The 13,792-nt window shown below is 39.1% G+C and carries 15 protein-coding genes; 8 read left to right on the forward strand and 7 right to left on the reverse strand.

What is annotated here, in order from left to right; translation table 11 throughout:
* Positions 1 to 611, reverse strand: a 611-nt coding sequence (locus ABYD77_RS13455) for a hypothetical protein (RefSeq protein ID WP_372770645.1), incomplete at its 3' end; no start/stop codon positions are given.
* A 325-nt stretch (positions 612 to 936) separates the two neighbouring features.
* On the opposite strand from ABYD77_RS13455, the gene ABYD77_RS13460 reads away from it, so the two are divergent.
* The 3 genes from ABYD77_RS13460 (at position 937) to ABYD77_RS13470 (ending at position 2,730) form a co-directional block, all read left to right on the forward strand.
* Entirely contained in the window at positions 937 to 1,482 is a 546-nt protein-coding gene (locus tag ABYD77_RS13460) for a hypothetical protein (protein ID WP_372770646.1), read from the forward strand.
* Positions 1,483 to 1,712: 230 nt separating this feature from the next.
* Entirely contained in the window at positions 1,713 to 2,048 is a 336-nt protein-coding gene (locus ABYD77_RS13465; RefSeq protein ID WP_372770647.1) for a PadR family transcriptional regulator, read from the forward strand.
* Positions 2,041 to 2,730: a hypothetical protein gene (locus ABYD77_RS13470; protein ID WP_372770648.1), complete on the forward strand. Its 690-nt coding sequence runs from the start codon at positions 2,041 to 2,043 to the stop codon at positions 2,728 to 2,730. The genes ABYD77_RS13465 and ABYD77_RS13470 overlap by 8 nt, the downstream gene beginning before the upstream one ends.
* A 145-nt stretch (positions 2,731 to 2,875) precedes the next feature.
* Here ABYD77_RS13470 and ABYD77_RS13475 read toward each other — a convergent pair whose 3' ends face one another.
* Genes ABYD77_RS13475 through ABYD77_RS13485 form a run of 3 tightly spaced genes read right to left on the reverse strand, consistent with a single transcriptional unit; the run spans position 2,876 to position 5,082 of the window.
* Positions 2,876 to 3,193, reverse strand: a complete 318-nt coding sequence (locus tag ABYD77_RS13475; protein WP_372770649.1) for a hypothetical protein — start codon at positions 3,191 to 3,193, stop codon at positions 2,876 to 2,878.
* Positions 3,194 to 3,218: 25 nt separating this feature from the next.
* Positions 3,219 to 3,821 (reverse strand): recombination mediator RecR, encoded by a 603-nt coding sequence (gene recR / locus ABYD77_RS13480; protein ID WP_372770650.1) that lies wholly within the window; start codon positions 3,819 to 3,821, stop codon positions 3,219 to 3,221.
* Positions 3,822 to 3,879: 58 nt separating this feature from the next.
* A complete protein-coding gene (locus ABYD77_RS13485; RefSeq protein WP_372770651.1) occupies positions 3,880 to 5,082 on the reverse strand; it encodes a hypothetical protein in 1,203 nt (400 codons plus the stop codon).
* 192 nt (positions 5,083 to 5,274) lie between these two features.
* On the opposite strand from ABYD77_RS13485, the gene htpG reads away from it, so the two are divergent.
* Entirely contained in the window at positions 5,275 to 7,185 is a 1,911-nt protein-coding gene (gene htpG / locus ABYD77_RS13490) for a molecular chaperone HtpG (RefSeq protein ID WP_372770652.1), read from the forward strand.
* A gap of 69 nt (positions 7,186 to 7,254) precedes the next feature.
* On the opposite strand, the gene ABYD77_RS13495 is transcribed toward htpG, so the two are convergent.
* Positions 7,255 to 8,946, reverse strand: coding sequence for a carbon starvation protein A (locus ABYD77_RS13495; protein ID WP_372770653.1), 1,692 nt, complete (start codon positions 8,944 to 8,946; stop codon positions 7,255 to 7,257).
* 244 nt (positions 8,947 to 9,190) lie between these two features.
* Between ABYD77_RS13495 and adk the strand changes: the two genes are divergently transcribed.
* Entirely contained in the window at positions 9,191 to 9,835 is a 645-nt protein-coding gene (adk, locus tag ABYD77_RS13500; protein WP_038642041.1) for an adenylate kinase, read from the forward strand.
* Between the two features lie 53 nt (positions 9,836 to 9,888).
* Here the strand turns inward: adk and tpx are convergent, their stop codons facing one another.
* Positions 9,889 to 10,494, reverse strand: a complete 606-nt coding sequence (tpx, locus tag ABYD77_RS13505) for a thiol peroxidase (RefSeq protein ID WP_372770654.1) — start codon at positions 10,492 to 10,494, stop codon at positions 9,889 to 9,891.
* Positions 10,495 to 10,758: 264 nt separating this feature from the next.
* Here tpx and ABYD77_RS13510 point away from each other — a divergent pair, with 264 nt between their 5' ends.
* Positions 10,759 to 11,763 (forward strand): response regulator, encoded by a 1,005-nt coding sequence (locus ABYD77_RS13510; RefSeq protein ID WP_372770655.1) that lies wholly within the window; start codon positions 10,759 to 10,761, stop codon positions 11,761 to 11,763.
* A gap of 4 nt (positions 11,764 to 11,767) precedes the next feature.
* On the forward strand, positions 11,768 to 12,718 hold the full coding sequence (locus ABYD77_RS13515) for a diguanylate cyclase (protein ID WP_372770656.1): 951 nt from the start codon (positions 11,768 to 11,770) through the stop codon (positions 12,716 to 12,718).
* A gap of 49 nt (positions 12,719 to 12,767) precedes the next feature.
* Here ABYD77_RS13515 and ABYD77_RS13520 read toward each other — a convergent pair whose 3' ends face one another.
* A complete protein-coding gene (locus ABYD77_RS13520) occupies positions 12,768 to 13,094 on the reverse strand; it encodes a ribonuclease E inhibitor RraB (protein ID WP_372770657.1) in 327 nt (108 codons plus the stop codon).
* 207 nt (positions 13,095 to 13,301) lie between these two features.
* Here ABYD77_RS13520 and ABYD77_RS13525 point away from each other — a divergent pair.
* Positions 13,302 to 13,792 (forward strand): POTRA domain-containing protein (locus ABYD77_RS13525; protein ID WP_372770658.1); only part of this gene is annotated, 491 nt, incomplete at its 3' end.

A 13,792-nucleotide genomic window follows, 5' to 3' on the forward strand; every position in this document is an offset into this window, starting at 1 on the left:
CCTAATTTATCTTTGTCTAATTCATCCATTGCACCGATTAGTTGATTAATCGGTTGTGTAATTTTATTGGTAAGCCAAAGTGCTAATAACAGTGCCATTGCTGATGAAATCGCAATGCTCCAGAGAATTAAATGGGTGAAACGCTCAAAACTCGAACTGTCTGTCAGGTATTCGGTTGAAATTTGATGATGTAACTGCATATTATCGAGATTTTCAACCGCCATAAACACCGCTTCGATTTGTTCGGCATTTTTGCTAAAAATTTCAATACTGCGCTCGTTATCTTGGTCGAGCACAATTTGTCGTTTTACAACGGTAGTGCTACCGTCTGATGTTTCAGATCCACTTGACCCATGACTATCATTTTCGGCGCTTATATGAAATTCAAATTTAACTTCTTTGTTGTTGCCATCGTTAGGTGCAATTTCAACTAATTTTTTGCGTACTTTGTCTTTTGTAGTCGTTAAAATCTTTTCAGTTAAGCGTTCACTTTGATCAACAATTTCATTTTCAATTTGTTGTTTAAAATAAATCGTCAGAGCCGTTTGCACTAATGCGACACTTGCAAACAAAAACACCAACGTAATGATTAATAGTTTTCGAATACTCAAAAAGCCATTCCTTAGGTTAAAAGTGTAACAATCTTCATTACAAACTTTGTACCATAATACTTGCATTCATTTAAGCTGTTATAACACATTGAAAATTAGCTGATAATTTTTAAAAGACAAAAAAGTAATAGAAGAAGTTAATTGTTTCCAAGTTGATATATCCCGATATCAGGAGATTAGTAACCTCATATCAGTATCTATTTCAAGATGCCTCATCAAGAATTTTTATAAATTACAATAAAATCAATGTATTAAAAATTGGCATGGTATTTCCAATAGGCTTGGTTGTAACGATTTAACACAACCATAGAATAAGGAATTCATTATGTTACTGAAAAAAACACTGCTATTACCTGTTATTGCAACATTAACCTTTGCAGGTGCGACAGCTATTGCTGGTGAACAAGAAAAGAAAGTAAAAGTTGTTGAAATGAAAACAGACATAGAACTTGTTTCTGCTGATGCAGATCACGCGCCAATCAAATTGGTATTTGACGGTAAGCCAAGTGAAGAAGAAATTGAAAAGGCAATTGCTGATTTATCACCTGAAAAGCAAGAAAAAATCCGTAAAATTGTTAAAAACTTAAATGTTGAACACAGTGATGATGGCGTAAAAGTCTTTGCCTTTAAAACGGGTGATTCAGATGTTGAAAAGCATATCGAAATTCATTCAGATGCAGAGTTTTCAACAACCGAAGGCGACAATGTGTTTGTGATGAGTGATGGCACTAAACATGCACAAGTATTTAAGTTTAAATTTGAAGGTGAAGAAGGTGATGGTGCGTTCAAAGCAATTAAGCATTTACTTGAGTCAAGCGAGTTAACACCGACTCAGATAGTTGAGCTGCAAAACATTTTAAGTCAAAAATAATCGAAATATCACCTCAAATGAAGCCAAACAGTGTTAACAACATTTGGCTTTGTTTCTTCCATAATTTCATAACTTACTGAATTTATAAGTTTTATTTTATGTAACAACTCACCTCTTGCTTATTAAGTTGTATCACGCTTTTTTCGTATATTAATACTACATTGTAGAATTAATTGGACGTATCAATTTATTTATTCTACATTGTGATAAAAATAGTCATTAGTATCATTATGCAAGAAAAATATTTGGGCGAGTTTGAGCAAATGGTAATGCTCGCCATTTTAAAATTAGCTGACAATGCCTATGGTGTTTCAATTCGTGAATTATTAATAGATGCAATTGGACGCGATGTGAGTGTGGGAGCGCTTTATACCACGTTAGAGCGACTCGAGAAAAAAGGGTTGTTAACCAGCTCGCAGGGAGAAGCAATAGCACAGCGCGGCGGTCGTGCCAAAAAATTTTATGTCGTATCAGGGCAGGGAAAGCAAGCATTAAACCGCTCTAAAAATGCGTTAGAAACACTTTGGCAGGGTATCCAGCTAAAGCATAAGGCGCTTTATGCATAATTCAGCTCCACTCAAACAACCTGAAGGTGAGGCACTGTCAAAAGTGCTTGCGAACAAATTATTAGCGTGGTCACTGCCTGAATCACTGGTTGATGCAGTGATTGGCGATCTTGAAGAAACGTATTTATTAAAACAACAACAAGGGCAGGCAAGTATTGTTCTTCAATACTGGTATTGGCAGCAAACGCTGAATCTTGCATACCGTTTTATGCCGACAACACAACGAGGGTTAATTATGTTTATTCTGAGCTTAGTAGTATTTCTATCTATGATGGTATTTGGCATGGTGATGGGCGCAGATGTTTATGCGTTTATTGATGTACCATCAGCCATGCTGGTGTTTCCACCGGCCATTTTCTTTGCTATTGCCGCCACCTCTTGGCATGATTTTCTGTTTGCTTTTGGCTGTGTTGTTAGTGAAAAAGGACAATTTAGTGAGCGTCAATTGATACAATCAAAACGTGTTTTTGCTGTGCTTGGCAATGTGGCTATTGGGTGTGGTGGTATTACTACACTGATTGGTTGGGTTGCCATAGGATCAAATATTAGTGCTGAAGAGTTCAGCAGTATTATCGGCCCGGCGTTTGCAGTATCAATTTTAACCCTTTACTACGGTGCTATTTTAAAAATGATTTGTTATGTAGCCGAGCAGCGCATCGCATCAAAAATGCTGGATGAATAAGTAATAAATCCAAGCAACAAAAAAGCCCGTAATTTTCAAATTACGGGCTTTTTGAATTTAATTTATGGATAGTAGGCTAAGTAATTATTCACAAAGCGAAACAAAGCTAAACCTTAGGTCTCCCTTGCTTTATACGATTGTGGGGTTAGATGGACACTTGATAGCCTAAAGATTTTATTGCTTGAATTGTGTCAAAAACCACTTTGTTTTTAGCAGATTTATTAGCTTGTATTATTACAGTAACAGATTCACAAGACTGGCTAACTAATTGATGCTTTGAACGAAGCAAACTCTCAGAAAATTGTGAGCTACCAATAGTTACTTGATTTTCTTTTGAGATAGAAACCCAAATACTACCACTGGAAGCTGTACCAGTGCATGTCACGATGTCAGTTGTTTTTTTGTGACAACCGAAAACTCCAATTAGGACTAATGATAAAAAACAGAGTTGGAATTTTTTCACTTACTTTCCTTGTAACCCTGACAAGTTAATTTACTTTTTTTCTGCCAGAAAATGCATGTGAAAGTGTCATGCCATCCACTAAATCAAGTTCACCACCTACAGGTACACCGTGTGCAATACGTGATGCACTGACATTCTGTTTGGCACAGATATCGGCAATGTAATGGGCTGTTGTTTCACCTTCCACAGTAGGGTTTGTCGCTAAAATCACTTCTTCGATGGTGCCTGATTTAAGCTGTTGCTCAAAAATATCAAGGCCAAGCTCCATAGGGCCAATGCCATCAAGGGGTGATAAATGTCCCATTAACACAAAATATCGGCCTTGAAACTGACCAGTTTGTTCAATTGCAAGAATATCTGTTGGTGATTCCACAACACACATTAGCCCTGAATCTTGACGTTTTGCACTTAAACAAATATCGCATTGTTCGGTTTCACAAAAAGTGCGACAGCTTTTACAGTGTCCAACATTTTCCATTGCAAAGGTCAGGCTTTGGCCTAATTGACGACCACCATCACGATCATGCTCTAATAAGTGAAACGCAATACGTTGAGCTGATTTTGGTCCGATCCCAGGTAAGCATCTTAATGCTTCCACAAGTTGGCTAACGCCAGAAGTTAATTTCATACGGAGTTTGTATTTTCCAATTTTGCTATAACATACACTAAGTTACTAAATGAGCCAATTACTCAAAACTGAGATTGCTAGGTTTAATCAATAGGTGCGTATTGCGTTGAACAGGCTCATATACATATTCAATATGCGGATTGCGTAACCAAAGTTTGCCTTTGCTTACTAATAAAGCACCAAATGATATAATTGCAGCGTTTTCGTCAATGGGGAGAGTTACTTCAATATCTTGCCAATCACTTGTTCCGCCGCTACTTGCGTAGCGCAAATTATCAAATGCTAATGGGTTGGTGTCTTTATCTTCAATACGCATCCATATACTCGCTACCGATTTAACAAACTGATGTTTCATCTGAGCTCGAAATTTGATTCCTTTTACATTTAACTTTAATGGGTTAGTGGCATTGAAGTTATAACGCTTTAACACTACGCCAAGATCAGGTGCATCAATTAAACTTTCAAGTAGTAATGCATTATCTTCATTACTGGCTTGATATTCACCATCAAGTGTATCACTTATGAACCAGGTCGAGAGAGCAATAATTTGTGCACCCAAAGTAAACCCATCAACAGGCTCGGTGTTGTAACCAACGATATTTAAATACTTGGTACGCTCAGCACTGGGCGCTTCATCTTTTGGCAAGGTGTAGCTGATGGGATAGCTAATATCTGTTGCATTATCAGGTGCTAACTTAATTTCAAAATTATCAAACCAAACTTGCCCTGAGCCATGCAAAAAACCCGAATAAGAAAGTGCAGAGGAATTGGCTGGAATATCAGCAATAATGGAAAACTGTTGCCATTCTAAGTCACTATTTGTGCCATTGAACTTTACATCAGCGCGTCGAATTATGTCATCATCGTCGAGTATATCAAGCATCAAGGTAACGTCACCAGCAAGATTACTGGCTTTGAAGTAGCCTGAAAACTCTATTTTTTTACTATGAAAACTTTGTGCCTTGATTGATTGCCTTACAGCTGCAACACCGTTTTGACTTGGAAGCTTATTAACGATAAATAAGCTTTTTTTCCCATCAACCACTTCTTTATCAGACAACCCAAAGCGATAGATTTCATTTGGATAAGCAGAAAAGTGCCAATCTTTAAGATCAGGCTTTTCTTCTATAGATAAAATGTGATGATTTGATAAAAAATCAAAATGACTTAACTGCACACTGCGGTCGTGAATTGCTGAATAAATGAAAGCGGTACAGCACAAAATTAATAAAAAACCGATGGTACGAAGAGCGATTGTCATTATTGTTATTTACTCAATGCAATTTAGCTTTCGATTGTAGCGAGAATAGGAACCATTTAAAACAACTCGACGTTTGTTTGCTGATTAATTCAACAAGCGCCTAAGAATTAAATTTTTTCCCTTGAAATCTAAAATCTCAACCTTATATAAGATTCAACATGGTTAAGAACGAAGATTTTGACGGAGTAATCAATGTCTGCCCAAAAAGAAACATTTGGTTTTCAAACCGAAGTAAAGCAATTATTACAGTTAATGATCCATTCTTTATATTCAAATAAAGAGATCTTTTTACGTGAACTTGTATCAAATGCCTCTGATGCAGCAGATAAGTTGCGATTCTTAGCGCTTGAAAATAATGACCTTTACGAAGGTAATGGTGAATTGCGCGTTCGCATCAGCGCCGATAAAGAAGCTAATACAGTGACTATCTCTGATAACGGCATCGGTATGACACGTGATGAAGTGATTAGCTCACTGGGTACCATTGCAAAATCAGGTACCGCTGAGTTTTTCCAAAATTTAACTGGCGACCAAGCACGTGACTCACAGCTGATAGGTCAATTTGGTGTTGGTTTTTATTCAGCGTTTATTGTTGCTGACAGTGTTACTGTGCGCACGCGTAAAGCAGGTGAAAGTGAGGCGACAGAATGGCATTCGAAAGGTGAGGGTGAATACACGCTAGCTGATATCGAAAAAGCAGAGCGCGGTACTGAAATTATCCTTCACTTACGTGATGATGAAAAAGAATTCCTTGAAGAGTACCGTTTACGTTCAATCGTAACTAAGTATTCGGATCACGTTTCAATTCCAGTTGAAATGTACACACCACCAACGGAAGAGTCTGAAGGTCCTGATGGTGAAAAAATTCCAGCAACACCAGGTGAATGGCAAGCAATTAACAAAGCAACCGCACTTTGGACACGCGATAAATCAGAGATTTCTGAAGAAGAGTACAAAGAATTCTACAAACATGTTGGCCACGACTGGGAAGAGCCACTAACGTGGGCTCACAACAAAGTTGAAGGTAAAACAGAGTACACTAGCTTACTTTATATCCCGAAGAAAGCGCCATTTGATATGTGGAACCGCGACCGTCAACATGGTTTAAAACTGTATGTGCAACGCGTATTCATTATGGATGATGCTGAGCAGTTTATGCCTAACTACTTACGTTTTGTTAAAGGTCTATTGGATTCAAATGATCTACCACTTAACGTATCACGCGAAATTCTTCAGGATAACAAGGTAACGCAAGCGATTCGTAAAGGCTGTACTTCACGTGTGCTTAAAATGCTTGAGCGTATGGGCAAAAATAAGCCTGAAGAGTATCAAACATTCTGGAATGAATTTGGTCAAGTGATCAAAGAAGGTCCAGCGGAAGATATGGCAAATAAAGAAGCGATCGCGAAGTTACTTCGTTTTGCTTCGACAAATTCTGACCTTGAAACACAAAATGTATCACTTGAGCAATACATTGAGCGTATGAAAGAAGGTCAAGATAAAATCTACTATGTAGTAGCAGATAGCTTCCAAGCTGCGAAGAGCTCGCCACATCTTGAAATCTTTCGTAAGAAAGGCATCGAAGTACTGCTTCTTTCAGAGCGCGTTGATGAGTGGATGATGAGCCACTTAACAGAGTTTGATGGCAAACAACTAGCTTCTATAACTCGTGGTGATTTAGATCTTGGCAATTTAGATGATGAAGAAAGCAAAAAAGAGCAAGAAGCATCTGAAAAAGAAGTAGAAGGCTTAATTGAGCGCGTTAAAACAGTGTTAGGCGACAAAGTAAAAGAAGTTCGCTTTACCCACCGTTTAACTGATTCGCCAGCCTGTGTTGTTGCTGATGAGCACGATATGAGCTCACAAATGCAAAAGCTGATGGAGCAAATTGGTCAAAAAGCACCAGAAACAAAACCGGTATTTGAATTAAACCCTGAGCACCAATTAGTGAAACATCTCAACAATGTTCAGGATGAAGATAATTTTGCACAATGGGCTGATGTGTTACTCGACCAAGCATTACTAGCTGAGCGTGGTAGCTTAAAAGACCCAGCTGGCTTTGTATCTCGCTTAAACAAACTGATGTTAGATTTAAGCAAGTAACCAGTTTTAAGTTAAAAGAAAAGGGCGCCTAGCGCCCTTTTTTATTAAATAAACTTCATCTTATGTAGTTTATTGCTCAGTTGTTTCACTTACGTTTGGCTCAATATGTTTATGTTGCTTTATCACAGACCAAGCTTCAAACATAACTAACACGCACACTACAAGTACAATAATATCAAGGCTTACAAGTAACCAGTTGCCAGCATTGTAGTATTCTTGCAGCTTAAGAATACCCGCTAAAAATGCCATCACTAAGACAAATAGCATTGGCACTAAGGTATAACGGGCAGGGCGTCCCATCTTAATCAGCATCACAGAGATAACCAATAAGGTAAGGCTTGCTAAAATTTGATTTGTGGAACCAAACAATGGCCAAATGATCATGCCGCCTGAGCCTGACGAACCGCCAGCACCAAAGGCCAATAGTAAACAACAAGCAACAGCAATTAGGGTTGCAATAATGCCATTTCTAAATGCACTGATTTGGTAAATTTCACCCCATTCTTGAATGATATAGCGTTGTAGCCTAACGCCAGAGTCCATTGTGGTACCGGCAAATAAAACTACCATTACTGCAAGTAATGTGGAGGCAAGTTCTGCTGGAATGCCCCAGCCTTGATAAATCAGGTTAGAACCACCTTGAATAAACGCACCAACGCTGCCTGCACCAAGGTGACTGTAAACTTCGTGCCATTCCTGTGGACTCATTGCAAGCGTTACGCCACTGACTGCAACAATAGTAATAAGCGCAAGTGAACCTTCGCCTACCGCGCCTAAATAGCCTACAAAGCGGGCATCGGTGTCTTTATCTAATTGCTTAGAACTTGTACCGCTCGACACAATACCGTGGAAGCCAGACACTGCACCACAGGCGATGGTGACAAACAGCAGCGGAATAATACTTGGAGTCGACTCAGCAACTTCGCTATTAAAAGCAGGCGCTGTGATGTCTGGCATAAACATAAATACCGCGCCGTAAAGTAGGATTAAGCCAACTAATAGTTGCACGCCATTAATAAAGTCACGTGGTTGCAGTAACGCCCAAACAGGTAAAAGAGATGCGATTGCGGCGTAAACAAATAGCAAGATAATCCAATTAGCTTTATCGCTTAAACCAAACATTTCTTTTGGTAATGCCATAGGCATTTCACTGCCGGCATACACTGTGAGGTAAAGCGCTATAACACCCAACACACAAAGGAACACAAGGTTAAAATTACGGCGAAGTAACTGACCTATAATTAAGGCAAATACAATTGCAGCCCACGCAGGTAAAACCGCAGTTGGTTGGCTAACAAATGAGTTTGCGATAACCACACCAAACACCGCGTTTACCATCAGTAGTACTAAAAACACCACTATCATAAACAGTGCGCGGGTGCGTTTACCGATCACCTCTTCAGACAACGCGCCAATCGATTTTCCTTTATGACGACTACTTGCCCAAAGTGCGCCCATATCGTGAACGCCGGCAAAGAAAATGGTGCCTAATACAACCCAAATAACTGCAGGTACCCAGCCCCAATAAACAGCAATGGCAGGGCCAACAATTGGCGCAGCACCTGCAACAGAGGTAAAATGATGACCCCAAAGTACGACTTTTTTGGTGGGAACAAAATCAACGCCATCGTTAATTTGATGTGCAGGGGTAATGTATTTATCGTCCATTTGAAAAATACGCGAGGCGATGAATTTTGAATAGACAAACCAGCCAAACAACATGCCGATAATGCCCAGTAACACTATAAACACGGATTGCATATAAGTTCCTTGTTATTGATTTTTATTTAATCCAAATTCCAGCTTAAAGGAGCTGCATATAAAAGCAAGCGAGAACACCTCGACTTTGGCATTAGTTAGACGATTTAGTTGTGAACTTAATCAGCCAAATGAGGATTGTGTCACAGTAATTAAACAAAGATTAAACTTTTGGCTAATCACTATTGAGAATCAGTTGTCACTATGAAAGAATCCACACAATTAAAAAACATCTTGAGGAAAGGTCATGCGCATTATTCTTTTAGGAGCGCCAGGTGCAGGTAAAGGTACACAAGCACAATTTTTAATGGATAAGTACGGTATCCCACAAATTTCGACAGGCGACATGTTACGTGCTGCGATTAAAGAGGGCACACCACTTGGTCTTGAAGCTAAAAAGGTAATGGACGCAGGTCAACTTGTATCTGATGAAATCATCATTGGTCTTGTTAAAGAGCGAGTTGCAAAAGCTGATTGCGAAAACGGATTCTTATTAGACGGTTTCCCGCGCACAATTCCTCAAGCGGACGCAATGAAAGAAAATGGCATTACAGTTGATCACTGTATTGAGTTTGATGTTGCTGATGAAATCATCGTAGAGCGTATGGGCGGCCGTCGTGTTCACCCAGGTTCTGGTCGAGTTTATCATGTTGTTTACAACCCGCCTAAAACGGAAGGTAAAGATGACGTAACCGGTGAAGACTTAATCATTCGTGATGACGATGTTGAAGAGACAGTGCGTAAGCGTTTAGCAATTTACCATGAGCAAACTAAGCCGTTAGTTGATTACTACCGTGCAGAAGCTGATGCAGGTAATACTCAGTACCACAAACTAGATGGTACGCAAGCAGTTGAAGCGGTAAGTGCACAGCTTGCTGAATTACTTGGTTAATCTGACTAAGCACAAAAAAAACCGCCCATTGGCGGTTTTTTTGTGTCTATTTTTTAAAGCTTTTTCAGTGCAGCTTCTACCGAAATATAATCGGGCTCTTTGGCAAGGTTAGTCACCAGTTGCTTATAAACCACGTTATGCTCTTTATCTAAAATGATAACACTGCGCGCAAGTAATCCCATGTCCTCAATCAAAAGACCATAGTTTTCAGCGAATTCGCGCCATACTGCATCCGATAAAGTGTGTATTTGTGTGATGTTTTCAGTTTTACAAAAACGACTTTGTGCAAACGGCAAATCCATACTGATGGTAAGCATTACTACATCACTGTAGTTATTGGCAATTTTATCGTTAAAGTGCTTTGTTTGAAGACTGCAGATACCAGTGTCTAGACTTGGTACTGTACTGACTAAGACCGCTTTGCCTGCAAAGTCGCTTAATGACACTGGCGCAAATTTATTGTTTGCAGCTTTAAAGTTTGGCGCTGGTTGACCAAGTTCAACAGGTTTACCGCGCAAAGTCAGCTTATTGTTATTGGCTGATATTTTGCCTGAATCTACTTGGTTCACAGGAAATTGGTATTGTTCAGCTGATACATTCAATGCAAAAGCAGAAGCAGTTAGTAAACCAGTTAAGGTGATCATTTTTTTTAATATCATAATTTTTAAATACACAGCGGCTAAAAGTTTAGTTAATTTAGCATAAGCCTAAACTGTTGATAAAGCGATAGTAATGGATACTCAACAGCAATATAGTAAAAGAGGTACAACCATTGGCTAAATTGTGAAGATTCAGCTATTTTGTGAACTATTATTTTGAAATTTGTTACAATTTTTAGCACAATAGTTGTAGTTTCCATGCAGTGCTAGTGAAATCGAACTTCCTGCTCTAAACTTAAAAAGACTAATAATAAGAGTGATAGTATGGCTACCCCAGTTTTAATATGCGATGACTCACGTTTAGCGCGGCGACAACTTGCTCGCTCTTTACCTGACGATTGGGACATACAAATCGAATACGCTGAAAATGGACTTCACTGCTTAGAGCAAATAAAAGCGATTCAACCGGAAATTTTGTTCCTTGATTTAAATATGCCCCAAATGGATGGCTACGAAGTGCTGCAAGCAATTCAAAAGCAAAATTTACATGTCTTAGTTGTTGTGGTGTCTGGTGACATTCAGCCCACAGCCAAAGAACGTGTTATGGCATTAGGTGCAATCGACTTTATTAAGAAACCGTGTGATGCCGCTAAGCTCGCAGAAATCATTGAAAAACATGGCATCAAAGACAAAGCCATGCGAGAACGCCTGCAGCATTCGCTAGGTGAACAACTCGATCCAGAATTACGCGATATTTATCAAGAGATCACCAACGTTGCTATGGGGCAAGCAGGTAATTTACTTGCGCGTTTACTTAATGTGTTTGTTGAATTGCCAATCCCGAATGTCAATGTTTTGGAAGTAAATGAACTTTCCATGGCACTACAATCAATCGATACTAACGCATCGACATCGGGCGTGTGTCAAGGGTTTATTGGTGGGGGTGTTTCAGGGGAAGCCTTATTATTACTGAATGATTCAAGCTTTGTCGAAATTGCTTCACTGATGAATTATGAAGGTGAGCTCAATCAAAAAGTAGAACTAGAACTCCTGATGGATGTTGGTAATATTCTGATAGGTGCAGTGTTAACAGGGCTTGCCAAACAACTCGATATGCATTTTAGCCAAGGACACCCTGTGGTAATGGGGCAACATTGTAATGTGGCTGATTTGGTTAGTACCAATCAAGATAGATGGCAACGTACTTTAGCAATTGAGATAAGTTATGGTATTGAAAACCATAATATAAATTGTGATTTAATGCTGTTATTCACGGAAGACTCATTAAAAACACTTAAGTTTAAAACTCAATATTTATTAGAAGACTAACACTATGAGCGTAGACTTTGAACTCAATGAAATTCACTGGATGATGGATATGTTTAACACCATCGACGTTGGCCTTGTGGTGTTAGACCGAAAGTATAATATTTGCGTTTGGAATGGCTTTATGGAAGCGCATTCTGGCTTATTACCCAGTGCAGTAAAAGGCAAAGACGTATTTGACGCATTTCCAGGTATTGATGAGGCATGGTTTCGTTCAAAAGCGGAATCGGTATTTGTGCTAAAAACCCGTTCTTTTACTATTTGGGAACAACATCCGTATATTTTTAAGTTTAAAAATTATCGCCCAATCACAGGTAAAGCGGATTATATGTATCAAAACGGTACGTTGATCCCACTAACCAACACCACAGGTGAAGTATCCCATCTGTGTGTGATTATTTACGATGTGACGGATGAAGCAGTCAACAAACTGGAACTAGAACAAGCCAATGCAAAATTAGAAGAGCTCAGTCGTGTAGACAGACTCACAAACCTGTATAACCGCGGTTTTTGGGAAGAAAGTTTTGCGAAAGAGTTTAAGCGTCAACAACGCAGTCATAACAAAAGCTGTTTGTTAATGTTTGATATTGATCACTTTAAAAAGATCAATGATTTATATGGACATCCGGGTGGCGATGCGGCGCTATGTTTTGTTTCGCAAACATTAAAAAATGTACTTCGAGAATCGGATGTGGCAGGTCGTTACGGTGGCGAAGAGTTTGCAGTAACACTGGTTGATACCGACATCGAAGGGGCAAAGGTATTTGCCGAGCGACTAAGGAAAACAATCGAACAAGCCGTTATTCATTATGAAGAGTCTGAAATTACACTGACTATCAGTATTGGTATTGCGCAGTTTGATGGCAAGTACACAAAGTACGAGCAGTGGATTGAAGATGCGGATAAAGCGCTTTATCGCTCTAAAGAAACAGGGCGTAATACAGTAAGTGTTGCTTAAAAAACAGTAAGCGCTTTTTCAGCGCTTACTCGTCATGTTTTCTCTTTAATTAGTCGGCGAGAATCCCCCAGCCATCGCCATAACCATTTAATGGGTTGGCTACCGATTCTAAATAATTTTCCATATCAGTGATCAGCTGATGGTCTGGTACCATTTCAATACTAACTAGTACTTCGAACACGCCTGTATCTGCACATTTTTGCTGTTTAGTCGCTGGTGCTAAATCATCTTCACTAATTACTTTTGCGAATTTGTCAGCATCACCTTGTGTTTCAAACAAAATGAAAAAGTCCAGTGTATGTATTTTGCTTAAATCGACACCTTCTTGGTGCATCTCAGCTAAAATTTGACCGTTATCGTCAGTTGGAAAGTCCATTAAGGTACTCATATAGTAATTTATAGCGCTAAGTTTACTGTGTGCGTTTAGCTGGGTAAATATGTAATCGCGAATGTTTTTGTTTATTAGCGCAATTTGTCGGGTTAGAATAATTTACCTTTTCTAAAACTTGAGTTTAACTTGTTACGCTACCTTGTTTTTTTTGCTGTTATTTTTTGGAGCATATCAGGTTTTGCAGCGCAAACAGTGTCAAGTATCACTGTAAAAGCAAACGATGAAGCCTTAAAGCGTAATGTCGAATTATACCTTAACGAGCTTAAGCAGCAGACGTTCTCTCCTAGTATTATCAAAAAAGCGAAGACACTTAGCCAAAATGCACTTAAACCTTTTGGTTATTATTTACCTCTTATTGACGTTAAAGCTGAAAATAACGACGGTAAAGTAAAGTTAGTTGTTATCGTAGAACCCAAACAGCAAACTAAAGTAAGTCAACTCGATATCCAAGTCTTTGGTGAGGCTAAAAATCAGCAAGCCGTCAATGAGCGCATTGCAAAGCTTGGTATTAAAGTCGGTGATGGGCTTAGTCATAGTGCATATGAAAAAGCCAAAGCCCTTATTAGTGCCACATTATTTGAAAATGGTTACTTTGATACAAAGTGGTTAAAACACGCCATTGAAGTGAGGCGTGGCACCTCATCATCCATCATTCGATTACATGTGGATTCGGGTATTCGCTA

The organism is Pseudoalteromonas sp., assembly GCF_041629635.1.
GTDB lineage: Bacteria > Pseudomonadota > Gammaproteobacteria > Enterobacterales > Alteromonadaceae > Pseudoalteromonas.